The sequence below is a fragment of the Intestinimonas massiliensis (ex Afouda et al. 2020) genome (genome assembly GCF_001244995.1).
Classification (GTDB): domain Bacteria; phylum Bacillota; class Clostridia; order Oscillospirales; family Oscillospiraceae; genus Intestinimonas; species Intestinimonas massiliensis.
In genome coordinates, this window is sequence record NZ_LN869529.1 from 1216319 (window position 1) to 1241727 (window position 25409).

At 62.9% G+C, this 25409-nt stretch carries 12 protein-coding genes; 7 read left to right on the forward strand and 5 right to left on the reverse strand.

Going from position 1 to position 25409, the window contains the following annotated elements:
• Positions 1-10: 10 nt before the first annotated feature.
• The 5 genes from BN2154_RS09770 to BN2154_RS09790 form a co-directional block, all read right to left on the reverse strand.
• On the reverse strand, positions 11-592 hold the full coding sequence (locus BN2154_RS09770; protein ID WP_050618606.1) for a SipW-dependent-type signal peptide-containing protein: 582 nt from the start codon (positions 590-592) through the stop codon (positions 11-13).
• 199 nt (positions 593-791) lie between these two features.
• On the reverse strand, positions 792-1442 hold the full coding sequence (locus BN2154_RS09775) for a TasA family protein (RefSeq protein WP_050618607.1): 651 nt from the start codon (positions 1440-1442) through the stop codon (positions 792-794).
• A 54-nt stretch (positions 1443-1496) separates the two neighbouring features.
• Positions 1497-2075, reverse strand: coding sequence for a SipW-dependent-type signal peptide-containing protein (locus BN2154_RS09780; protein WP_050618608.1), 579 nt, complete (start codon positions 2073-2075; stop codon positions 1497-1499).
• 58 nt (positions 2076-2133) lie between these two features.
• Positions 2134-2700: a signal peptidase I gene (locus BN2154_RS09785; protein ID WP_050618609.1), complete on the reverse strand. Its 567-nt coding sequence runs from the start codon at positions 2698-2700 to the stop codon at positions 2134-2136.
• A 501-nt stretch (positions 2701-3201) separates the two neighbouring features.
• On the reverse strand, positions 3202-3810 hold the full coding sequence (locus BN2154_RS09790) for a recombinase family protein (protein ID WP_050618610.1): 609 nt from the start codon (positions 3808-3810) through the stop codon (positions 3202-3204).
• 269 nt (positions 3811-4079) lie between these two features.
• On the opposite strand from BN2154_RS09790, the gene BN2154_RS09795 reads away from it, so the two are divergent.
• The 7 genes from BN2154_RS09795 (at position 4080) to BN2154_RS09825 (ending at position 25406) form a co-directional block, all read left to right on the forward strand.
• Complete coding sequence (locus BN2154_RS09795; protein ID WP_050618611.1) at positions 4080-4904, forward strand: helix-turn-helix domain-containing protein; 825 nt, start codon at positions 4080-4082, stop codon at positions 4902-4904.
• Between the two features lie 138 nt (positions 4905-5042).
• On the forward strand, positions 5043-7499 hold the full coding sequence (locus tag BN2154_RS09800; protein ID WP_242853735.1) for a LuxR C-terminal-related transcriptional regulator: 2457 nt from the start codon (positions 5043-5045) through the stop codon (positions 7497-7499).
• A gap of 263 nt (positions 7500-7762) precedes the next feature.
• Positions 7763-8482, forward strand: coding sequence for a TetR/AcrR family transcriptional regulator (locus BN2154_RS09805; protein WP_242853736.1), 720 nt, complete (start codon positions 7763-7765; stop codon positions 8480-8482).
• Positions 8483-8562: 80 nt separating this feature from the next.
• Entirely contained in the window at positions 8563-8856 is a 294-nt protein-coding gene (locus BN2154_RS09810) for a hypothetical protein (protein ID WP_154666669.1), read from the forward strand.
• The gene (locus tag BN2154_RS09815) at positions 8849-9310 is read left to right on the forward strand and encodes a hypothetical protein (RefSeq protein ID WP_050618613.1); all 462 of its coding nucleotides are present in this window, start codon (positions 8849-8851) and stop codon (positions 9308-9310) included. Before BN2154_RS09810 ends, BN2154_RS09815 begins: the two co-directional genes overlap by 8 nt.
• Before the next feature lie 58 nt (positions 9311-9368).
• The gene (locus BN2154_RS09820) at positions 9369-21842 is read left to right on the forward strand and encodes an S-layer homology domain-containing protein (protein ID WP_050618614.1); all 12474 of its coding nucleotides are present in this window, start codon (positions 9369-9371) and stop codon (positions 21840-21842) included.
• Between the two features lie 135 nt (positions 21843-21977).
• A complete protein-coding gene (locus BN2154_RS09825; protein ID WP_050618615.1) occupies positions 21978-25406 on the forward strand; it encodes a S8 family serine peptidase in 3429 nt (1142 codons plus the stop codon).
• Positions 25407-25409: the final 3 nt, after the last annotated feature.

Consider the following 25409-nt stretch of genomic DNA (forward strand, 5'->3'; position numbering starts at 1 on the left):
TTTCCGGGCGTCACGCCGCCGCCGGCCAGCCCTGCACGTCCAGGACCGTGCCCCCGGCCGGGATCGGATTGTTCTTCACCTGCACCGCCTGGGCCTCAATGTCGATGGCAACGGTGCAATTCTGATATGCATTGCCCATATCGGCCGAGAAGGTGACGGTATCAAACAGGGCCACGCGGTTTTCCACGCCGGAGGCCACAGGCTCGGCGCAGTAATACCAGCCGTCCTTTTGCAGCCACTTCCGGGCATCCACATTCAGCGACACCACATCGCCGGAGAGCGGCGTGCCATCCGCCCCGGTGACGGTCACCGCCACCTTCACACGGGTATAGAAGGGCTGGCTGCCGCTGTTCTCCACATAGGGGATCTTGGACACCGACTGGCCGGGCATCACGCCGGTGATCGGCTCGTCGGGATACTCGGCCAGTTGGCCGTCCGCACCCTGCTGCATCTCGTGCAGGGTCAGCTCCACGGTGCCGGTGGTAATCACGTTGGTGGCTCTGCCCTCCGCCGTGAAGTAGGCCAGGGTGCCCAGGGCGCACAGGGCCAGCACCGCGGCGATCACGCCGGCAATCGCAAGTCGTTTCTTCATCCTCTTACCGCCTTTCCGTCCGGAATCGAATGCTCTCTATGTTCACTGCTGTTCTCACAGGAATGGTCAAAGTCATGTGCGGGGATGGGGTCTGCAAGGGGTCTTTTCTGGCAGGGAGGCCGAAATCAATGGCGGAGGGGAGGGGGAAACTCCCCTCCGCCCGTTATGTCTGGGAACCGGTACCGCTGGGAATGGGAAATCAAGCCAGAAGGGTCTCGTCGGGGAACAGAGCCTTGAACGCCTCAGCGCGGGCGGCCTGCTTGGCGTCCGGATCCTCGGTGGTGTAGAAGCCCTCGGCCTGGATGGCGTAGGCAGTAATCACGATGCTGTAAGTACCGTCAGCCTTAATCATGTCCTGAGTCACGGTCGCGGGAACAGTGACCTCGTCAAAGTAGGTCACGGACTCGCCCGCCGCCTTGGGGCTGAGCACGCCCAGGATGACATAGCCTTTCTCGATGTCAGCGGCCATGATCTTGGGTTTGACAGTGCTGGAGAACCAGGCGCTGATCATTTCCTTGGGGTCGCTAACCTTCTGGGCAGTTGCCCAGTCCTTGATGAGCTTCCGGAAATCATCCGAGAGCTGTACCTTCATAAAGGTGTAGGCAGTCTGGCTGCCCTGCGCAACGTTGATGGTGGGGTCCTTGGCGATGGTCTTGCCGGGGATCAGGCGGACGTCGTCCGCACTCGTATCGCCCAGCCAGCCAGGCTCGGTCAGGGTGATGTCCACGTTGCCCACGGTAAAGGTGTTGGTCTTGCTATCAGTGTCAGTGAAGTAGGCCAGAGACGCACCGATGACCAGAGTGGCCAGCATGCAGACGGCCAGAGCGGCAGTCAGAATCTTTTTCTTCATGATCCAGCTTTCCTTTCTTATCTTATTTCTTAACTATGTAGTATGGCTTACTAATTAAGTAGCGGAAACCGTTTCCCAAGCGACCTGAACGGGAGTCTTGCTCTCAGTTCCCGTAATGCCAGCAGACTGGATGGCGTAGGCCTGGAAAGACAGGGTGGCATTTGCATCCAGTGTAGTAATGCTGTCCTTAACAGTAATGGTATTCTCTGCAAGAACTTCATAAGATACATCCGAAGTGGTTGCATCCACAGTACGGTAATAGATGCCGGAACCTTCCGTCAGTTCCGTCCAACCAGCGGCAATGGTATATGCGAAGTTGGCATCAAAGCTGTTGCCTTTTACTACTTTTACAAACAAATAGCATGCTTCACTGTTAGCCTTAACGACGACCTTAGCTTCTTTCTCAATGTTTACGCCAGGGCTAACCTTATAAGTCTGGGCTTTCGCTTCAGTCTCGGCATCCAGGAAGGTATTCTTGCCGATTTCTTTCTCTTGCAGGGTAATATCAACCTGCCCGACCGTAAAGGTGTTGGTGATGGTCGATGTCTGCGCAGTCAGCCAGGCCAGCGTGCCACCGATGCCGATGGCCACGGCCAGCGCCAGGGAAAGTACCAGGGTCAGTGTCTTTTTCATGTGTTTTCTTCTCCTTTCTTCTCTTGGGGTCGCTTGTTTTGGGTACCGGGTAAGTTTATCAAATGCCTTTCGGCTTTCCCCCTGTATCAGGCTGGGCGGCGCGCTTTTTCTCCGCCGCCTTCCGGTCGGACTTTTCCGCCCATTTGAGCAGCTCGGGCGTGAACAGAAGCACCAGCAGCACGCCGATGACGCTCCAGCCCACATACATGCCGGGCGGATGGGTGAGAAAATTGGACAGATAGCCCAGCTTGGGTATGCAAAACACCGGCTTACCGATCAAATTCTTGAAGTGGACCGGCGCGCCGTCCACGGCGTCGTTGGCGTCGCCCTTGGTGGTGAAGCGCTGGTTCTCGCCGTCAATGTCCACCACCCGGTGGGTGGCCACCACCAGGTCCTCGTTCATGACAAAGGTGATGGGGTCCCCCACCTGAATCTGCTCCGCCGGGACCTTTTTGACATAAATCAGCGCGCCGGTGGGGTAGGTGGGCTCCATACTGCCGCTGAGGACCACGAAGGGGGTCAGCCCCACCAGCCGCACGCCCACCAGCAGCACCGCCAGCAGAACGACCGCCGCCACCAGCACCGTCGTCACGATATTCCACAGCCTTTTCAGCAGCGTGGGCATCGGCTTCCCTCCCGTTTGGTTACAAATTTCATTTTTGCTGCGCTGTTTGGCGCAATCATGCGCTTTTTCTTGTGTCGCATCAAATTCCTACAAATATGCTTTGTTTTCTCAATTTTACACAGAACATGGAACTATTTGTATGGTAACACTTTCGTGCAAGGAAGTCTACGCATAAAAGCAAAAAATTTTTACTAATCACTTCTCTTTTTGTAACCAAAGCATGCGTCCCCCTCACAAAACGTGTTTTGGGAGACTTCCAGCACCGTCGCCACGATATTCCACAGCTTTTTCCGCAACGAGGGCATTGACTTCCCTCCCATTCGGTTACAAATTTCATTTTTTCCGCGCTGTTCCGCGCAACCATGTAGACTTTCTTGCGCAAGAGTGATACGATATCAACAGTGCTGGATTCTATGTAAAACGGCGAAATAACGGCACCTTTGATGGGACTTCTATCCTGCGCAGGAAAGTCTACACATAAAAGCAAAAATTTTTTACAAATTACTTTTCTTTTTGTAACCGAAGCATGTGCTCCCATTTCAAAAATGTGTTTTGGGAGACTTTCAGCAGCGCCGCGGCCTGGCGGGAATTGAGCTCACCCTCCGCCCAGCGCGCCTGGACCTCCAGAAAATCCGCGGGCACCGGGATGGCCTCCCGCCCGAACCGCACGCCCCGCGCCTTGGCCGCCGTGATGCCCTCCCGCTGCCGCTGGCGGATGAATTCGCGCTCCGTCTGCGCCACATAGCTCAAAAGCTGCAGCACGATGTCCGCGATCAGCGTCCCCGTCAGATCCCGGTCCTGCCGCGTATCCAGAAGCGGCATGTCCAGCACCACAATGGCGGCCTGCTTCTCCTTCGTGATGAGCCGCCACTGCTCCAAAATCTCGTTGTAGTTGCGCCCCAGCCGGTCAATGCTCTTGACGAACAGCGTATCGCCCCGTCGAAGCCGGTGCAGCAATTGCTGATACCCCTGCCGGTCAAAGTCCTTGCCCGACTGCTTGTCCATATAGATTCTCTTTTCCTCTACCCCGGCTCTATAAAGGGCGTCGAGCTGTCTTGCCTCGTTCTGCTCGCGGGTGGATACCCGAATATAACCGTAGGTCTGCCGCATTACATGCTCCTCCTTTATTATTTTGATCCATTTATTCTAGGGAACCTGCCGCCCTATATTTCGGTCTTTTCCATAGAAAAAGGGAAAGCCCGGACCCTCAAAGCGAGGATTCGGGTCTTCTGCCTGTAGTGTTCCGATTTTCGGCGCTTCCATACGCCTGTTTCCGGCGGCCGCAACCGCCAGTTGCAAAATTTCAAAGGCGGCTTGGTGGACTTTTTGCGCCCCCCGGGCTATACTGGGTCCATCAAGCTTCAAAGGAGGACCCACCGATGTCCCTTGGCGAAACCATCCACCGGCTTCGCACCGAGCAGAACCTCTCCCAGGACGGCCTGGCCGACGCTCTGGGCGTCTCCCGCCAGTCCATCTCCAAATGGGAGACCAACCGCTCGGTCCCCGATCTGGACAAGCTGGTCAAGTTGAGCGGCGTATTTGGCGTTACACTGGATGAGCTGGTCCTGGGCGAGCGCCCCGCCCCCGCGCCGGACCCCGTCCCGCCGGCTCCGCCGCCGCATGCCGCCTTCCCGCCCCGGAAAATCGCCGGGGCTATCCTGCTCTGCATGGGGTTTCTGGTGGTTCTGTCCTGTACGCTGCTGGGCTCCCTCCTCGCCGGGCTGCTCTTCGCCTCTCCCCTTCTGCTCTGCGGCGCCGTGTGCTTCCTGCTCCGCACCCATACGGGGCTCTGGTGCGCATGGGCCGTCTGCATCCCCGTGGATGTCTACCTGCGCTATGCCACTGGAATCGACTGGAGGCTGACCCTGTTCACCCCCCACTTTCAGCCCAGCATGAACTACATCCGCCTGGCCGTCGCGTGGGGGCAGTTGGCAGCCATGGTGCTGCTGGTCTTTCTGACCGCCGTGCTGCTCCGCAAAAAAGAGCTGGCGGACACCCGCCGCAGTCGGGGCCTGCTTCTCGGCGGCTGGGCTCTTTTTCTGCTTTCGTGCGTCCTGCCCTCCCTCCTCTGGTCCAGCCAGAGGTGGTTTGCCTTTTTCTTCGCCGCCCTGGACTGGGGCCGGATTGCCCTGCTGGCCGCCCTGCTGGTGCTGACACTCCGCTTCCTGCGGGGCCGAAGGGCGGAAAACACAGCCGCCTGCTGACCGGCGGTGGGGGGAGACGCGAGGTCTCTCCCCACCGTTTCTTTCTTTTTTTCTGGAAAGCATTTGCATCAGGCTTCCTGGAACGATATAATAAGCCATATTGAATGCCCATATCCAAAAGGAAAGGAGGGCCGCCCTGTGGGAAGGCAAAAGAAGATCAATCCGGCCGTCCTCTATTTCCCTGCCGGAATCCAGGAAAAACTGTGCTACCTGCGGCAATACCCGCTGACGGTCATCCACGCGCCGGCCGGCTTTGGCAAAAGCACCGCCCTGCGCCGTTTTTTTGAGCAGAATGTCTCCCCATCCACCCCGGTCCTGTGGCATACCTTCCTGGCCCGGCAGCCCTCCGCCTCCTGGCGCTCCATCTGTGCCCTGATCGGTCAGGCCGACCGAAAATGCGCCGACGAGCTGGCCGCCATCGGCCTGCCCGACAGCGACGTGCTGCCCGAGCTGGCGGAGGCGCTGGAAAATCTGGAGTGCAACGAGGAGACCTATCTGGTGCTGGACAGCTTTGAGCTGTCTGGCCTGCCTACCCCGGAAACGCTGCTGGAGCTCTTCTCTAAGCAGGGGAGCGAGGGGCTCCACATCGTCGTCGTCACCCGGGAGCTGGCTGCCAGCGTCCTGCTCTCCAACCACCGCGTCTACCGGCTGGAGGCGGCGGATTTTACCTTCTCCGCCGCGGATACGGAGGGCTACTTCCGCCTGGCCGGGCTGGACGTGGCCCGTGGGCAGGCGCTGGCCGTCCACCAGGCAACCGGCGGCTGGGTGCTGGCGCTGCACATGCAGATCATGGCTTACCTGAAAAGCGGCGCCTTCTCCAGCGCCGACACCTACCAGCTCATCCAGCAGGTGGTGTGGGACGGGCTCACCGACGCCGCCCGGGAGCTCTTTCTGTCCGTATCCATCCTGCCCCACTTCACCCTCTCCCAGGCGGTCAGCCTCACCGGCCAGGATGTGGAGCAGACGGAGCAGCTCATGCTGGAGCAGGCCGCCTTCGTCCACTTCGACGAGGAGACCCACTCCTTTTACCTCCATACGATCTTTGCCGCCTTCCTCCGCAACAAGTTCCAGCTCCTGCCCGAAGCGCGCCGGAAGGCCATTTACCTGGCGGCCGGCGATCTGTCGGCCCGGGCCGGCGACCGGACCAACACCCTGCAGTTTTATTACTACTCCGGCGCGTGGGAAAAGCTGCTGGCCCTGCCCCTGACCAGCTACGACCTGGCGGACGTGCTCGACGAGACCACCAAGCCCATGATCGTCGATGTAGTCGAGCATACCCCATACGAAATCAAGGCCAGATACCCCTTTGCCATGGTGCCGCTGGCCTTTACCCTGTTTTTTCTGCACGAAAACGAAAAGCTGGTGGCCGCCAGCGGCGAGATCGAGCGGATCATCCGGGAGAGCGAGCTGTCCCAGCGCCAGAAGAACAGACTGCTGGGCGAGATGGAGCTGCTGCTCTCCTTCCTGGAGTACAACCGCATCGACGCCATGAGCCGGCGCCACCGGCGGGCGCTGGAGCTGCTGCGCGGTCCCGCCGCGCTCATCAACACCAAGAGCACCTGGACCTTCGGCTCCCCCTCCATCCTGTATATGTACTGGCGGGAGACCGGCAAGCTGTCGGAGGAGCTGGAGCAGATGGATGCGTGCATGCCCATCTACTACCGCCTGACCCAGGGACACGGCACCGGCGCGGAGCACATCATGCGGGCCGAGGCCCAGTTCCTCCACGGCGAGACGGAGGAGGCCGAGGTACTCTGCCACCGCGCCCTGTTCGCCGCCGACACCAGGCACCAAAACAGCATCTATCTGTGCGGCCTGTTCCTGTTGGCCCGGATCGCCCTGCTGCGGGGGGACAAGGCGCTGTTTCAAAACGCCGTCCAATCCATCGCCGAGCGCTCCCGGCAGAATGCCGAGGACCTGTGCCGCTACACCCAGGATCTGTGCCTGGGCTATCTCCACACTCTGCTGGGCAACGACCAGGCCGTGGCCCCGTGGCTGGCCGAGGGGGAGATCACCGACCGGCGTCTGGTGGTGATGACCCAGCCCTTCGCCTACATCGTCTATGGCCGCTGCCTGCTGCGGCGGCGGGAATACCGCAAGCTGCTGGGGGCCTGCCAGCACATGGCGGCCCTGTCCTCCATCTTCCCCAATCTGCTCTCCCAGCTCTACGCCAAGCTCTACTTCGCCCAGGCCCTGGACGCGCTTGGGAAACACCCCGAGGCTCAGGCGGCCCTTCAGGAAGCCCTGGACATGGCCCTGCCCGACGGCGTCCTCTTCCCCTTTGCGGAAAATTACGACGGGCTGCGCTCCCTGTTGCCCGGAGTGGTCTCCTCCGCCCAGCGGGACGACCTGTCCCGAATCGAGGCCCTGGCCGGCCAGCTCGACCTCTCGCTGGGCCGCCTTCAGAGCACCCGGCCCGAGCTCTCCCCCCGGGAGCGGGAGGTCTACGAGCTCATCCGGGCGGGCGTCACGGGCAACCGCGAGCTCGCCGAGACCCTCCACGTTTCCGTAGCCACCGTCAAAACCCTCCTGGGCCGCATCTACGAAAAAACGGGGGTTTCCTCAAAAACCCATTTGGTGCTGTCTGATTTATAGAATCAGACCCGGCTTTTCGAAAAATAGCCAATCGGATGACTGCCATCCCTCAAAAACAGTGATATGCTTCCTCTGTAAGAGACTGTGGTATCGCACGCGGTCTCTCCCAGAGGGAGCATTCTTTTTTCGTGCGCAGCCGCGCCTTGGCTCCGTTAACAGACCCCCTGACTCAAAAATCGCTTGCAAAATATTCCTGTGTGCAGTAAAATTGATACAACTCAAAATAAGAATCAGAATTAGGGTCAAAATTCAGGGGTGAGGTTATGTCAAAGCATGGTTTACAGCACAGGGGGCTGATCCGGCGGAGCAAGATCCTCCGCTCAGCCGTGAAGCTGTTTTTGGAGAAGGGCTATGCGTCCACCACAACGCCGGAGATCATGAAGGCCACAGGAATGTCCGCATCTTCTTTTTTTGCCGCATTCAAAGACAAAGAGGCACTTCTGCTGACGCTGGTCGGGCAAATGTTTGAAAGCCAGTTCAAGAATGCCGGAAGCCTGCTGTGCGCCGATATTGACCCGCTTATGCTCTATGCGGTAGAGACGGCGCTGCAAATGCATATTACGGAGTTGTCCGAGCCGCTGCGCGAGTTGTATGTGACCGCCTATACGCTGACCAGCACAGCAGAGTATATCCACCGGAACACGGCAAAGAAGTTGCCCGCGATTTTCCACCTATATCAGCCGAACGCCACCGAAAAGGACTTTTATGAGTTGGAGCTCGCCTCCTCCGGTGTTACCCGGAGCTATATGGCCAAGCCCTGCGACATGTATTTTCCCATGGAGCAGAAGCTGCGGCGTTACTTGGGCTGCTGTTTTCGGATCTATGATGTGCCGCGAGAGAAGTATGAGCCGGTCATCGAAGCTGTCCTGCGGACGGATCTGCACACAGAGGCAGAGAAGATCATTGCGGAGACCGTGGCAAAGGCCGAAGCGGGTTTCGATGCGCTGTTGGAAGAGACGCAACCGCACCATGGATCACTCTGAAGCCTTTTTGTCCTCCGAGCACGAAACCATTGCGTATCCATTTCTTTTCCATCCATCTTCAAGAAAGGAGGAGCACACTTTTGAGTAGCCGCAGCGAAATGCAGCCGCCCACCATCCTGCGCGTCATGCCGCTGGAGGGGTTCCGCCTGCGGCTGGAGCTGGGCAGCGGCAGCGTGCTGGAGCTGGACATGTCCAACCGCCTGGATACCATCCGCTTCTGCCCGCTGAGGGAGCCGGAGGTCTTTCAGTCGGTCACCACGGATGGCAGAAGGTTGTACTTCGGCAGGGCCCTGGAGATCACGGCGGAGGAGGCCATGAGTCTGGCGATGGTCCCGCCTCCCCGCTATGTGCCGGGAGGTGAGAAGGGTGGCTGAGCCCCGCTACCGCGGGCGCATCCAGATGCTGGTGATGGACCTGGCCGTGGAGGACATCCTCTGCCTGCGCCTGAAGGACCCATCCGGATTCTACCCCACCGTCACCTGCCGGGACGTCCTCTATTCCCAGCTTTCCCCAGCCGACATCGGACGGACCATTCTCTCCGTTCAGGCGATCCCGCCGGACAAGCTGGGCGTACCGGAGCTGGAGGCCGTGTGCAGGCAGTACCGCCTGGACCCCTTGGACCCGGACGGTCAGCGGCTGATCCACGCTTTGGCCCGATACCGGGCCAAACTGCTGCTCCATTGCATGGACCTGGGGCCGCCCCGTCTGGTGGTGGCCGGCGATGTGGAAGTCCGCCGGAAGCCGTCCGGCGAGTTCCGGTACTGGGAAAACGGCTATACCTATCAAGACGCCTACCTCCGCCACACGGTGTCCCCGGCGGACGGCTAAGGCATTGGAAGAGCAAAATTGGAAGAGAACCAACATCCAGAAAGAGGAGGGAAACACCTTGCAAACCATAACCAAAGTGCTGCCGCGGATCATCAGCCTCGTTTTGAGCGTGGTCCTGCTGGCCAACCTCATCACCCCCGCCCTGGCCGTACTCAGGGACGCCCCTACGGCCGAGGGCCTCGTCCTGGTGGACGGAGACGGCAAGCAGGTCGCCGTCGATGCCTCCTGGGAGGAGACCTTTCCCTACGGCACCTTTGCCTTCGGCGCCAGTCAGTTGGCGCTGACCGAGGGCGAAGGGGCTCAGACCATCCGGGTCTACCGCTTGGGCGGCACCCGGGGCAAGGCCGAGCTCACCCTGTCCTTCTCCCCCGCGGTCACACAGTTGGATGACGGCACCTACAGCTTTGCCAACGCCGCCGGCATCCTGGACTTTGACATTGAGGTGGAGGATGCCCTGCCCATCGCGGCCTATCAGGCCTTTGGACAGGACGCCGCGCCTTTGGCCCCCGCCGCGCCGGTAAGCGTATCGGTAGTGGAGGGGGACTCCACGGAAAACACGGTGGATGAAGCCGGCGAGACCGTCTACGGGTACACTGTGCTCCAGGCCGACGTAAAGGCCGACGGCTATCAGTGGCAGGCCCTGAACGCCAATGGCATCTGGGAAAACGTGGGCGACGGCGAGGCCACCCTGGAGATCGACAACGAGGTGCTGGAGCTCAGCGACTTCCGCTGCGTCTACACCGTCGGCGGCGTCTCCTACTGCACCGACTCCCTGGGCGGCGAGCCCTATGTGGCCGAGGAGAACCTGGACCAGGAGATCCCCGACGACGTGGAGCGCAACCCCGCGCAGTCCTTCCACAAGCTGGACATGCAGGACGGCGCGTACGACACCTATGAGTTCTACATGACCTTCGCCGAGGGCGAGTGGGTCAAGGAAATCCGCATCACCCCCATCGACGACGACCGTTCGGAGAATGTGGAGCTGGTGTCCTTCCGGATCGACGCCTGCAAGGGCGGCGAGCTGTACGACACCGCCAACACCCTGCTGGTCAGCATCGAGGACAACGACGAGATCCTGCCCAGCCAGTTCTCCTTCCCCGTCACCGACGTCACCGTGGACAAGGCCGCCGGCTCGGCCCTCCTGACGGTGGAGCGCACCGGCGCGCTGCAGTATGTGACCACGGTGGACTATCACACGGTGGACGGCACTGCCACGGCCGGACAGGACTACGTCCAGACCAGCGGCACACTGTACTTTTCCAGCGACGTGTCCGAGATGACCATCGAGGTGCCCCTGATCGACGACGGGGCCGTGGTGGACGAGGCGGACGCCGACTGCTCCTTCACCGTCGTGCTGGAAAATCCCCAGGGCGGCGGCACGGACAGCTCCATTCTGGATGGCGCCGCCACCGTCCGTCTGTATAACTCCGGCACGTCCCAGGCGCCCAATCTGGCCACCATGCTCTACACCCCCGAGGCCGACGACGTGTCCGGCAGCACCGAGACCACCACGGCCTCCATTGTGGGGCGCTCCAGCGGGAGCGTTTCCGCCACGCCCGTGGAGCAGGGCGAGGCCGCCCCGGTGGAGGTCACCTTCGGCAGCGGGGACGGCGATGTCAGCCTGCTGACCTATGACCTCAGCGCCGAGTTGAAGTTGAATCGCAGCGCCCTGCCCAGCAGCCGCTATTGGGTCGACAACGCCGATCTGGGCGGAATGGGCTCCTACAATGATACCAACAATACCCAGGGTCTGGCCTATCAGGGCTGGGACATGCCCGAACAGCTCCGTTACAACGGCAGCTACTATGGCCGCTACAAAGGCGACGTAGGCGGTGAAAACAGCCAATTCAGTTGCTGGAACACCCAGACCTTTGAAAATTTTGACCAGTTGTTTACCACGGTATACGCCACCTATCAGGGCAAAACGGAAAACAACTACCTGAATCAGTTCCACACCGTGGTCTGGGCCGGCGTCGCCAACAGCAGCAACGTCGCCGGCGGCAGCAACGTCGCTGAGATTTCACGCATCAGCGGATCCGGCGCCGGTAGCTTTTCCAATGTGAACCGGACCTATACGATCAAGAAAGGCGCCGCGGGCATCTTCTTCTCCTTCGGCATTGAGGACAGAGGATGGGCCGATACCCGCCACGCCGGCTGCCGGTCCGATCAGATCGCCCGCGCAGCCCGCCGGACCCTCTCTCAGCCGGTTTCGTATCTGATCCACACCGCCGATGACGACGCCATAACGGCAGCGGACCGGGTTTCCCTCTATAATAATATTGCGCCTCAGATTACCGTGCCCGTCGGCCAGGGCGGTGCTACCTCCGACGGGAAGGTCTATGTAGGCACCCAGCTCTCCCTGACCAAGCCCATGTGGTCCACCTATTCCTATGCCGAGGGGGCTGCGGCTCCGGTATACCTCTCCACCGGCAGCACTACCGTCAACGCAGGCGCTGTGGCCGACGATGGCTCCGCCAGCCTGCGGATCATTGGCGGCAGCGGCAACAGCTTTGCCAGCGGCGGCAACCTGAGCACCAGCAGCAGCTACACCGTCAACGCCGTGCTCAACCGCTCGCAGAAAATCAACGTCAACGTGGCCCCCTCCGTGCCCCGCCTGGAGGACGGCCGGACCATCGACCCCGATCAGATCCAGAGCACCCTGACGGCCTTCTGGAAGCGGGCCAATCAGGCCACCGTCACCTGGGCCAGCGCCAACACCTCCGGCAACCGGTATGACGGCACCTTCACCACCCAGACCTCCTTCCTCACCAACAAGCTCACCTTCTCCGCCGCCGATTCCAAGGGCAACAGCACCTCGGCGACGAAGCTCGACAATGTAAAATCCATCAACTTCCACCTGCCTCACGCCGATCAGATTCTCTTCAACGGCGTGCAGTACAACGGCGACGACGACATTCCCATCCCCGTTGGCATGTTCGGCGCCGAGATCCTGTCCTTTACCTACTACCAGTCCGATTATGTCTCCGTGGAGAGCGACATGACCCTGGTCATCACCCGGGTGGAGCACTACGTGGACATGAATGGCAACGGCATGTTGGACGGTTATCTGGACAACGTCAACCAGTTCCACACCGAGGCCGTGAACGGCGTGGAGGACGTGCTGGTGCAGACCCTCAGCGCCCAGGACTACACCGCCACTACCTTTACCCCCGTGCTGGATGAGAATGGGAACGCCCGCCAGCAGTTCCTCAAGTTCTACTACAACATGACCCCCCGCTGCCTCACCGTGCCCACCGGGGCCAGCGCGACGGACCGGGCCCAGATCCTGCCCTCCTTCGTCACGTCCGTCACCGACGCATCGGACAAGGCCGCCCTGTCCACCGAGATGCAGGGCTACCGCTTCATCACCAGCGGCAAGTATTCCAAGGACTTCGACATCTACAACAACATTGGCCAGGTCACCGACACCAAAAAGGCCGGGACCTGGTCCGGCGACGGTAAGCTGATGTATCAGGCCGCCGCCAACGCCACCGAGACCGTGGATATCCCCCTGGGCGGCGACTTTGACCCCATCCACCCCACCTACGTCTATTCAGACGGCACGGAGTCCCTCGACCCGCCCAGCAAAACGGGCAAGACTCTGACCGACGTCACCTTCAAGCGTGAAAACTGGAATCCTAAGTACCAGGGCAATATGCTCTACCCCTTCCGCAACCCGGAGCCCATCTTCGTCTCCGACTCCCTGGTGGGTGAGAACCTGCCCGTGGCCAATCTGGTGAGCAAGGCCGGCGAGAACGGAACTGCGTCGGATACATACAGCGCGGATCAGCTCAACGCCTATCTGGGCAGCTTCAACCCCCTGGACACCGTGGCCCTGTGCATCCGTCCCCAGTCCCTGACCACGGATGAGATTCAGGCGCTCTTCCATACCTCCACCATCTCCACGCTGGACATCATCGAGTCGGGCGAGCACCGCATCGAGGTGGACTCCTCCAACCCGGCGGGCTTCAAGTCCATCCCCGACGCCAGCGGCCTGCGCCGCACCAGCGCGGGCGACGCCGACGTGACGCAGGCCGCCGACAGCGGCAACAGCTCAAACTCCATGTCGGAATTCAACGTGGATCTGGGCATTGAGCTGCCCTCCCTCAGCGTGGGCCTGACCGACTACGTCACCCTCATTACCGACGGCAGCGAATTCGGCTTCTCCATCGGCATTCCGGTGTTCAAGGCCGAAAAGAGCACCACGGCTTATACGGCCTCGGATAAACGCCTCAATCCCGCCGAACAGACCGCTTACGGCAAATGGGAGCGCAGCGGCCCGCTCAAAGAAAATGCAGGTAATCTCTCCAAAATTAAGAACGCCTTTGCCAATCCCGGCAAGTTAATCAAGGGCGAAGAATGGCAGAAGGCCAAAGAGGCCCAGAGGGGCGCTGTCGACAGTGACAAGCTCATCAAGAGTAAGGGCATGGAGTTCTCCGTGGCCTTCAACGTGACCATCATGTTCAAGTACAGCCCCACGGAGAACGCCTACCGCTTTACCTCTGCCATGCTGTTCCTCCAGTTTGGCTTCCAGTTCAAGCAGACCATCCGTCTGACCGTCTGCCCCATCGTCTACGCCTACTTCGTGGTGGGCGCCTCCCTGGAACTGGCGGGCGGCGTCGTCAACGAGCGGGAGGTCGTCGAGGATACCAGCGGCATGCTGGACGTCAATACGGTCCCCGCTACCGTGAACTCCGACGCCAGCGCGTACAACAACGGCAAGCTGGCCTACATAGCCACCAACCTGAGCACCGGCCTGACCTCCGGCTGGAAGACCGCCGACGACGAGGTCGCCTCGGGCAAAAAGGTCCTGGCCGGCTCCAAGGGTGACGCCTTCACCTTCATCAGCAAGTCCGACGCCGTGAATCTGTATTTTTCCGGCAAGGTCAAGGTCGAGCTGAAGGACGGCAGCACCTGGAACAACCTGGGCTACGTGGCCTCCGACGGCTCCGCCCCGGTGCTGGTCATGTTCGACGAAAAGGTGGACGGCACCGCCAACCAGGAGGTGCGTATCACCGTTCTGGACGAGGATGCCAACTTTGACCGGGTGGTCCCCATCAGCGGAGTCCGCAACGACACCTTCTTCTCCGGCCTGACCGTCTCCCCCTCCGTCTTTCTGGAGGTGGGCGCCGGCATCGGCGTGGAAGTGCTGAAGGTGGAGATCTACTTCAAAGCCAGCATCGGCATTTCCATGTCCTTCGCCACCCGGCAGAACAATGCCGCCACCAAGGGCAGCCAGCTCCGGGACCCCTCCTCCTCTTCCCTGTCCCTCATGGGGGCCGAGGCCAATGTGGTCAGTCTGGACGACACTGTCTCCGCCCTGGACGACAAGGTCGAGCCCTTCAGCTTTGACAGCTTCAACTTCCGCGCCGGCTTCGGCGTGCGGGTGGTGCTGCTGCTGTTCAACTTTGAGCTGGACGCCATTCAGTTCGGCATCAACTACAGCAAGGGCATGGACACAAAGTACGGCGGCTCTCCCGAGGATGGCTTCCACGACAACGGCTGGAAATTTGCCTGGTACACCCTCAACGGCGGCCAGACCATCTCCAGCTATGATCTCCGAGAGGTCGACGACAGCGAGGGCTTCCCCGGTATTCGGATCACCCTGCCCTCCAACACCTTTGCCGCCCAGCAGATCTTCGGGCCGGAAAACGCCCAGATGGTGCTCGACGAGATCGACGCCCTGGCCTTCGATCCGGAGAACCTGCCCGGCAAGGAGTTCCAGATCTCCGGCTACTCCTCCTCCGGCGACGCCTTCCGCCTGGCGAAGGACCTGGCCACCGGCACCGACTACCAGCTTCTGACCGTGGGCCAGGACAACTACCTGCTGTACACCATCAGCCGCGAGAACCCGGCCAACGCCGTGGACTCCAACATGCTGGTGCTCTCCAAGCTCCAGAACACCGGCGAGACCGTGGGCCTGGCCCACCCGGTGACCGGCAGCACGGCGACCAACCAGAACTACCTCCCCGTGGAGGACGACGGCACCGGCGATCTGGACTTTGGGGCCCAGGTCAGCGGAGACACCATCCACGTCTCCTGGGTGACCTACGCCACTCCCACCAGCGCCGACGGCAGCACCTCCACCGGCGGCTCCATGCCCGACTCCGCGGTCCACCCCCGCCCCAGCTATGCGGAGGGAGAGGATACCGTCTACATGGATAAGGACAACTATGAGGACGCAGGCTTCCAGCCAACCGGTAAACCTTCTGCACCCGATGAGCCCGACGAGCCTGAGATCACCCAGGCGCCCAACGTCTCCGACTACTACCTGACTGCGGAGGCGTACGAGGCTCTGGACGACGAGGAGCAAGCCGCTCAGTATGCGCAGGACCAGACGGATACCGGGTATTACCACACCGTGAGTTATGCCAGCTATGCAGCGGCCTCCCTGGCCTATGACGAAGCCGTTCAGGCCCACCAGGCCTCCAAGTGCGAGTGGGACGCCTACCGCGCCCTCAAAGCCGCATATGACACGGATCAGGCGGCCTATGACAAGCGAAACGCCGCCTACACCGCCTGGTACAAGTACTTCAGCAGCGAGAAACAGTCCGCCGACACCGCCCAGGAGCTGCTGTCCAACTCCGCCCGAAACACAGTGGTCAAGTCCGCCTCCTTCCCCGTGGGCAGCGACGGCTTCACAGCCGCCAAGACCCTCTCCGACGGCACCGGGGCCTATCAGTTCCTGCCCGCGGTCAGCCCGGATGGCAGGCTCACCTTCTATGCCCGCACCATCAACTACACCCCGGACGAAAAAGCGGCCTCCACGCAGAAGGCCCAGGACTATTACAGCGCCAGCCGCGGCGGCGTGACCACCGACGCCGACGGCGTCAGCACCGGCGAGGGCGACCCCACCGCCGCCTTCCGTTACGCCTATACCACCTCGATGGACGATGTGTACGGCAAGGCCACCCAGTTCATGTTCAGCTACCGGAAGGACGACGGCTCCGTTGTGACCACCGGCTTCACTCCGGAGGGCTGGGAGAGCGCCGGCACACGGCTGTCCAGCGTCTCCATGGCGGTACAGGATAACGGCGCTTTCTACCTGGCCTACACCGCCACTCAGACCCAGACCGAAGCCGACCCCGATACGGGCCGCTACGGCGACAAGAATGTCCACAAGCTCTACCTGCAAAAGGGCAGCGTGAATGCCGACGGCGCAGTCACTCTGGAGACGGCCAAGATGCTCCGGCAGCTCGTGGACGTCAACGACATGGGCCTGGGCGACAGCCTCACCAGCGGCCTGAGCACCCTGACCGGCGGCAGCGGCTCCACCGTGGATGGCGTGTACGCCAACCGAGACGGCGTCGGTGCCGTGCAGATCGAAGCCTTCGAGGACCCCTATTTCGGTCCCGTGCGCTTCCTGACCGGCAAGCTGGGCAACCTGACGGGCGAGGAAGAGCGCTTTGGGGAGAGCCTGGCCTTCACTCCCCTGGATGTGGAAAGCAGCCTGTTCCTGCTCTTTGAGATGAACGGCGGGACCTACGTGGTGCCCCAGTCCAGTCTGGAGCGCATCACCACTGACGGCAAAGGCTCCATCATCCCCTTCTTCTCCCCCATCGACGACGACCGCACCAAGGGCGGCGTGTCCATCGGCACCGACGGCGAGGGCAATATCACCGCCGTCTACACCGACACGGTGCCCAACACCACCAACAACGCCATCTATGTCTCCAAATACTCCTACAATGAGGCCACCGGTACGGGTTCCTTCGGTGAGGGCCGCATGCTGGCCATGAACTACATGCAGGTCTATGAGGACGCCATCGCCAACGGCTGGAGTCCGGAGGAGACCGAGCAGGCCTATTACGGCAAGCTGGAGGGCTATCGGAACGGCGGTATGTCCAGCTTTACCTTCTCCAACCTGGACGTGGCCCTGGGCCTGAAGGCCGGCGCCGTCATCGGCCAGGAGCCGAACGGCGAGGGCGGCACGCAGGACATCACCGCATCCTCCTCCACCCTGGTCATCCTGGCCCAGGGCACCCAGACCGCGCTGGAGGAAAAGAGCTACCTAGGCGGCGATGGCGCCAAGGTCATCCTGCCCAAGTACGACGGCAACGGCAGCCTTGTCAGCACCACGGGCTATTACGCCCTATCCTTCGGCGTGGGTGAAAAGAACGTGGGCGAGGGCAGCATCACCTTTGCCGAGCCCAACTTCACCCCCGGAGCCATGCTGCAACCCACCATCACCTTCAAGAACACCGGCGACGTGCCCCTGCGCGGCTCGGCAAGCGACCCCATCACCGTGGAGCTGTGGATTTCCAGCCAGCCGGATGAAAGCGGGGATTATGCCGTCGGCGAGCGGCTGGCTCAGTGGATTCTCTCCGATGAGGCGGGCGTGGCCGTGGGCCAGACCGTCACCGCCAGTCTGGACGACTACACCAGCGCCCTTCCCAAAGATCTGGAGGGCCGGAAGTTCTATTTCACCGTCTCCGAAACCGGCAAGAGCGAGGAGCACCCCTTCGGCGTGGAGGAGCCCATCGCCTACAGCTCCCTGACCGCTCCGGGCGGTATCACCCGGACCATTGAAGCCCGGCCCGAGCTGGCCGTGGAGGATCTGAGCTTTACCACCGTCGGCGTGGAGGGCGACCAGGTCCGGATCGGCGTCAGCATGAGGGTCACCAACCGCGGCGGCGCGGACTCCGCGGCCCCCTATCTCCAGTTTGCCTATCAGACCGGGCGGACCATGGAGGAGGTCCAGGAGGGCGACACCGACTATCAGAAGGCCGTCTATGCGCCGCTGAATCTCTCCTCCGGCCAATTTGAGATCTCCGACCAGGCTCCCATTGAAGCCCTCTCCGTCACCGACGACCGGGCCAAGGGCATCCTGCGGCTGGAGGGCGCGGACGGCGCCGACCTGAAGAAGGGCAACGCCCGCAAGGTGACCGGTACCTTCCTGGTCTCCAAGGACGCCTACTGCGAGGCCACCGCCACCGGCAGCCTCAATCTTCAGGTCACGGTGATCGACAGCGACGCCAGCATCACTTCCCTGTCCGCCGAGGGCCTGCAGGTCTCCGCCTTCGACAACGAGTACGTCTCCGGCAACAACAGCCGCTTTGAGGAGCTGGAGCCCCTCGCCTTCTTTACCGCGCCGGTGAAGATCACTCTGCCCCTGAGCACCACCCTGCGCCTGAGCCTGCCCGTCTCCACCACCAACCGGGAAAATCCCGTCATCTCGGTCAGCGAGCTCAACAGTCAGGCCATGGAGACCACCGAGAAGCATCTGGGCATCCTCTACTACAACATGGGCGCCAGCGGAACCGGCTCCGACGGATTCCTGGTCATCAGCCCCTCCTCCGAGGGCAGCGGTATCATCCGGGTGTCCGATATGGCGACCAGCACCTGGACCGACATCGCCTACACCGTCACCGAGTCGGGTACCGGCGTCAACATCTTCAAGGACAATGACATCTTCACCTGGTACAGCAAGGCCGGCGTGGAGCTGGACCCGAACACCGACGCGTCCGGCGCGTGGACCTTCCAGAAGGACGTGATGCACTGGGGTCCCAACACCACCGGCTCTGTGGTGCCCTACCTGGGCGACCTGTCCCGCGCCAACCAGAAGGGACTTTCCTTCTCCTTTACCACCCTGGCGGAGAAGATCGACCTCTACTTTAACGGCACGGTCACGGTCTCCAGCGACTTCCCCGGCTACGCCGCGACCACCTATTCCGCCGCCGGCGGCGAGGGCGAGGGCAGCTTTGCCACCATCATCCTGGGCGCCAACCCTCTCAACGAGGCCCACACCGTCACGGTGACCACCGTTTCGGACACCACGCTCTTCGACCGCATGATCGAGACCTTCTCCAAGAACCAGGATATCCTGCCGGACACCGGCGGAGACGCGCCGCAAATCTACTTCGGCCGTGTCCTGCCTGAGACCGCCTCTCTGGCCCCCGCCGGTTATCCCGACGGCTTCCCCCTGACCGTCTATCTGCTGGACGAGAGCGGCCTGGGCCAGAGCAGCTTTGACGGCGGTACCTCCGGGGCGACCACCGGCAACGCGATCACCCACAGCGAATCCTTCCGGGAATTCACCGTTTATGTCAAGCAAAACGGCACCTTCTCCATCCAGGTCAGTGATACCGCCGGGAACAGCTCCAAACGCACGGTTCGGGTGGACTGGTTCAATACGCCGGTCAGCACGCCCGACGTCCCGGTGGAACTGAGCGTGACCCTCGTCTACCGCGACTCTCAGGGCACCCCCCTCACCGGCATCGGCGACACCACCCAGCTCAAAAAGGACCAGTACGCCTTCGCGCAGGTAGATACCAGCGCGGGCGCGGCGGTGAGCGTCCAGTTCTACCGCGTCACCACCGTCACCACCACAACCGCCTACGAGCTGCGGCAGGAGGAGGGCGGCTGGTACCTGGTCCAGACGCTTACCCGTACCGACGTGGCTGGAAACCCGGTGGAAGAGCCCGTCGTCACCAAGACCGCGGCCGCCGCCGACACCGCGTTGCCCAAGGATACCACCCTCACCGAGACCCAAGGCGTCTGGGTGGATGTGGCGGTCCGGGAGGACGGGCTGTACCCCGTGGAGCAAAACGGCGTCTATAAGGTCGTCAGCACCGGAGCGGACGGGGGCGGTAGCACCCGACTGTTCGTGATGGACCGGCTGAACAGCGATCTGCCCACCCTCGATCTGACCTATGTCTCCGCCTCGCAGAGCCAGGGCGACGCCATTGGCTACATCGTCTCCAAGGGCAAGACCAGTCAGGCGGGCATTCAGAGCATCCGTGTCAACGGCTGCGACGTCTACACGGCCCCCGGCACCGCCCCCAGCGCCGTCACCGGTTCCTTCCCCATCACCTACGGCGGCACGTATACCTTTGCCGCGCTGGATACGGCGGGCAACGAACAGCGCTCCACCATTCCCGTGCAGATGGCCATCCGCCCGCTGGAGGACGGCTGGCTGACCGTGGACGCCTCCTTTGCCCAGACCCGCGACAACGGCCGCGTCACCGTGGACCCCTCTAAGGTGGTCGGCGGGACCTACGACCCGGCCCTGTCCAGCGTGGAGCAGAACGTCTATGGCAACGCCTACCAATTTGCCCTGGTGGCGGACGCCGACAAGTTTGACCAGGCCGAGCCGGATACGGCGGAGCTGAGCTCCGAGGACGCGGCGGCCGCCCTGGCGGCCTATCACGCCGCCTTCGACGCCTTTGCCGACGCCCTGACCTGGCAGGATGCCTCCACGTTCTCCAGTCTGGCCCCGGGGGACTACGTCCTCTATGTCCGGGATAAGGAGGACACCCCCGCCGGCTCCGTCCCCGACGATTACCTTATCCGGGCGCTGACCGTGGCGGACGTCGCCGTCTCCTTCACCGCCAGGGCCGCCAACCGGAGCGAGGCCGGCATCCGCACCGTTACCGTCAACGCCTTCGGCGGCAGCGGCCAGTATGAATTCTTCATCATGAAACGCTCCCGCTCCACCGACCTGCTGGACGCCGACGGCATCGCCGCCGCCATCGCCCAGGACGACAGCCTGAGCTGGAAGACCAGCGGCACCGGCACCTACATCTACGTCAAGCAGGATTACGGCTGGCACCAGGTCGCCGTGCGCGACCTGGAAAACCCGGAAAACCTGTACACGGCCATGGTCCGCCTGCGCCGCCCCAGCTCCCCCGCCGAGGTCGTCCCCACCACCGGGGGACCCTCCCAGGAAGAGCAGGCGGATATCATCCGGCGCAACCAGGAGGAGGACGTCATCCTCACCACCGACGACTGCGTGGTCATTCTCCCGGCCGGCACCCTGGCGGAGGGCGACAGCGTCACCGACCTGCTGATCACCCTGCCCGATACCCTGTCCGAGCCCTTGGAGGCCAACGTGGTGCAGTACACCAGCCCGGACGGCGAGACCTCCATCCTGCCCTGGTGCATGCTCTCCGACGGGCGCATGATCTATCTGGCAAACAAGGTGGGGAAATATGAGCTCGTCCACAACGCCAAGTCCTTCACCGACGTGGACGGTCACTGGGCCCTGGAGTTCATCGACTTTGTCACTGCCCGTGAGCTGTTCAACGGTACCGCCGAGGAGCTCTTCTCCGCCGAGATGTCCATGACCCGCGGCATGTTCGTCACGGTGCTGGGCCGGCTGGAGGGCATGGACCCCCAGCGCTACACCGCCCAGAGCTTCGAGGACGTGGCATCCGGCGTCTGGTACGCCCCCTATGTGGAGTGGGCCACCCGGAACGGCGTGATCTCCGGCTACGGCAACGGCAAGTTTGGCCCCAATGATCCCATCACCCGGGAACAGATGGCGGTCATCCTCTACAACTACGCCGGAAGCATCGACCAGAACGTCGGCACGGTGGGCGATCTCTCCGGCTTCTCCGACCAGGAGCAGGTCTCCGGCTGGGCCCGGACACAGATGGCCTGGGCCGTGGGCTGCGGTCTGATCAACGGCAAGTCCGGCGGCGCGCTGGACCCCGCCGGCAGAGCCACCCGCTCGGAGGTCGCCGCCATTCTGGAGCGTTTCGTGGGCTGCGTCCTGACGGGCTATACCGACTCGGACGGCGGTCGGAGCTGACCCCGCGCCGCCCGGCGGCAAAATGCAATCATCTCTCCACAGTCACGGATGGGGCTCCGGCCCCACCCGTGGCTGTTGGAGCTGATCCATCCCAGATTTGGAAAAGGGAGTGAGCCTATCAAACCTGTATCGCTTTTGCTCTGCGCCGCGCTGCTGACGGGCCTGCTGGCCCCGGTCGCCGCCGCTCAGGAGGCCGCTGTGGAGGAGGATCCCGGCTCCTATGCGGGCTACATCGTCAAGCTCAGCGACGGCATGCCCCGAATGCGCACACTGAGCGCCGACGCGTCCTACGACCGGGAGGGGAACTTCCTGGTGGTGGACACGCTGGAGCAGACCCAGGAGATCCCCGAAGAATACATCGACTACATTGAGCCCAACTACTATGTGGAGCTTTTCTCCACCCAGGACCCCAGCGACCCCTACTACGCGGACTACCAGTGGAGCCTGCAGGAGATCGGCGCCATGAGCGCCTACCGCCAGGGGCTGACCGGCGAGGGGGTGAAGGTGGGCTTCGTTGACTCGGGCATCAACACCGCCCACGTGGACCTGGACGATGCCCGCATCGACGGGGCCAACTTCCACGCGGACGGGCTTTCCTTCGACCAGGACGTCTACGGCCACGGCACCTTTGCCGCCGGCATCGTGGCCGCCCAGACCGACAACGGCGTGGGTCTGGCCGGCATCGCGCCCGGGGCCGATATCCGGGCCTACCGGGTATTCAATCAAAAGACCACCACCATGGACGCAGTGGTGTCGGCCATCTACGCCGCCATTGGCGACGGCTGCGACGTGATCAACCTGAGCCTTGGCACACAGTACCAGTCAAATACCCTCCGCACCGCCATTGAGGCGGCGGAGGCCGCCGGCATCGTACTGGTGGCCGCCGTGGGCAACGACGGGTCCTCCACCCTGCAGTACCCCGCCGCCTATTCCGCCGTCATCGGCGTGGGCTCGGTGGACAGCGGTCTGACCGTCTCCTCCTTCTCCCAGCGCAACCGCTCCGTCTACGTCACCGCCCCCGGCGGCGGCGTGGCCGGCCTGGACCATGAGAGCGCCGACGGCTACAAGCTGGATCTGACCAGCAAGGGCAACATGGGCACCTCCTATGCCGCGCCGGTGGTTGCCGGCATGGCCGCGCTGGCCCTGGGCTACGACCGCGACCTCACCGAGGACGGCTTCCGCTACCTGTTGGAGACCACCTCCACCGACAAGGGCTCCTCGGGCTACGACACCACCTACGGCTACGGCGTGGTGAACATCGACGCCTTTGTATCCGAGCTCCGGCGGGAGTTCACCATCACCTACGAGACCAACGGGGGCGTCCTGCCCGAGAACGCCGTTCAAGCCTATGCGGTCACCGACGACACGCTGACCCTGCCCACTCCCACCCGTCCGGGCTTCCAGTTTACAGGCTGGTACGCCGCCAGCGATCTGAGCGGCGGGCAAATCTCCGCCATCCCGGCGGGTTCGCTGGGCGATCTGGAGTTCTTCGCCGCCTGGCAGAGCGACCAGACCACTGCGGTGCAGTCCGTGCTGGTAAACGGGCAGACTGCCGTCCCGCAGGCCGACGGCTCCTATCGGGCCTATCTGCCCTACGGTACAGTCCTGGCCGATCTGACCCCCAACAACATCGTGGTCACCCCCCTTGAGGCGGGCAGCGTGGCGGAGCCCGCCGTGACCGAGGATGGCGGCCGGACGTGGACCTTCCAGGTCCATACCTCCGGGGACGCCTCCCACGCCCAGACCTACACCCTGCATCTGGAGGTGGACTCCCTCCATGTGGCCGACGGAAGCGCAGCCCAAAGCGGCTCTGCTGTCCCCGCCTCTCACGACGGCCAGACCCCCGCCATCCCCTACCGTGCCGACGCCGCGGCCTGGTTCCTGGATGGCGAAAGCCAGACCCTGCCCGATGACTTCACCTGTCAGACGGCGGTGGAGAGTGGCTCCGGACTTTTTACAGCGGACGGCTCCACCCTCACCTACATCCCCTCCGCCGAGGACGCTGGGCAGGCCGTCACCCTCCGGGTACAGGGTGTCCACGCCGGCCGCGTCACGCTGGACGCGGTCACCATCACCCTGGCCGTGGGAGCCCTGCCGGTCAGCCAGTCCAAGGCGCTGACCCCGTCGCTGACCTATGACCGGAACACCGGCGGCGGGGCCGAGCTCTCGCTGGCTCTGTTCGGCAACCAGGTGACCGGCGTGTCGCTGGACGCCGCCGCCCTGACCGACGGACAATACGCCCTGGGTGAGGTCACCACCGACGGCGCCGCTCTGCTCACGCTGGAGGACGCGCCGCTGTCTGCCCTGGAGAACGGCGCCCACACCGTGACCGTCACCTTCGACGCCGGAGAGCCCGCCGCGGTGCCTCTGACCGTCTGCGACAGCACGCCCCTCTATACCGTCACCTTCCGGAGCCAGGGCGCCGTCTTTGACACGCGCAGCGGTGTCCGCTCCGGAAGTACCGTCACCCTGCCCCCCGCCCCCGTCCGGGAGGACTACGACTTCCAGGGCTGGTATACCCAAGAAAATGGAAAGGGCACCCGTTTTACTACACAAACACCAGTAACCGACTCGCTGACCCTCTACGCCTACTGGACCGCCACCGTCCCCAGCGGCGGCGGAGGAAGTGGCGGCGGTGGAGGTGGAGGTGGCGGTGGAGGTGGCGGCGGAGGTGGCTCCGTGGCGGTCCCGGCGGAGACCGTCACCGCCGCCCAGACCAGCGCCAACACCATCACCGAAGCGGGCGGCGTCACCACCCTGACCCTGCTGGAGGAGGCCGCCACTTCCGTGGAATCGGAAACCCTGGTCCGGGAAAACGCCGCCCACACCGTGGTCCTCACCGGCCGGGGCGTCACCGTCACGGTACCTGCCGGCACCCTGCCGGAGGGCTTTGACGTCAACCGCCTGCTGCCCGACCGGAGCGCCTTCACCGGCGCGCCCGGCGAGGTGCTGGCCTATGTGGACGAAAACGGCGGACTGCGCCCCCTGCCCTGGGTGGTGGTGGGGGCGGATGAGCTCACCTTTACCGCCGGGATCGCCGCCGATTACCGCATCGTGAATGCGGGAGGCGGCTTTGACGACGTGGCAGCGGACGGTTGGTACACCGGCAGCGTGGCTTTTGTCACCGCCCGGGGCCTGTTCTCCGGCACCGGCGAAGCCGCCTTCTCCCCTGATGTCCCCATGACCCGCGGGATGCTGGTGACCGTTCTGGCCCGGCTGGACGGGGCGGACACGGCGGGCGGCTCCCCGTGGTACAAGCCAGGGATGGACTGGGCGGTGACGCGCGGCATCAGTGACGGCTCCGCCCCGGGAGCCCCCATTACCCGGGAGCAGTTGGCCGCCATGCTCTGGCGCTACGCCGGAAATCCCGTCTCTCAGGGCAGTCTGGACGGCTTTACCGACGCCGGGCAGGTCAGCGCCTATGCCGCCGAGGCCCTGCGCTGGGCCGTGGGCGCAGGCCTAATCACCGGCACGGACGCCGGGGCGCTGAATCCCCAAGGCGAGGCCAGCCGGGCCGAGGTCGCGGCTATGCTCACCCGGTTCATCACCGCGCAGGCGGTATGATCC

Excerpts from the sequence above, each read along its gene's own strand:
- BN2154_RS09770 (WP_050618606.1), bottom strand. The coding sequence starts at position 592 with ATGAAGAAACGACTTGCGATTGCCGGCGTGATCGCCGCGGTGCTGGCC.
- BN2154_RS09785 (WP_050618609.1), bottom strand. The coding sequence starts at position 2,700 with ATGCCCACGCTGCTGAAAAGGCTGTGGAATATCGTGACGACGGTGCTG.
- BN2154_RS09775 (WP_050618607.1), bottom strand. The coding sequence starts at position 1,442 with ATGAAGAAAAAGATTCTGACTGCCGCTCTGGCCGTCTGCATGCTGGCC.
- BN2154_RS09805 (WP_242853736.1), top strand. The coding sequence starts at position 7,763 with ATGTCAAAGCATGGTTTACAGCACAGGGGGCTGATCCGGCGGAGCAAG.
- BN2154_RS09780 (WP_050618608.1), bottom strand. The coding sequence starts at position 2,075 with ATGAAAAAGACACTGACCCTGGTACTTTCCCTGGCGCTGGCCGTGGCC.
- BN2154_RS09795 (WP_050618611.1), top strand. The coding sequence starts at position 4,080 with ATGTCCCTTGGCGAAACCATCCACCGGCTTCGCACCGAGCAGAACCTC.
- BN2154_RS09790 (WP_050618610.1), bottom strand. The coding sequence starts at position 3,810 with ATGCGGCAGACCTACGGTTATATTCGGGTATCCACCCGCGAGCAGAAC.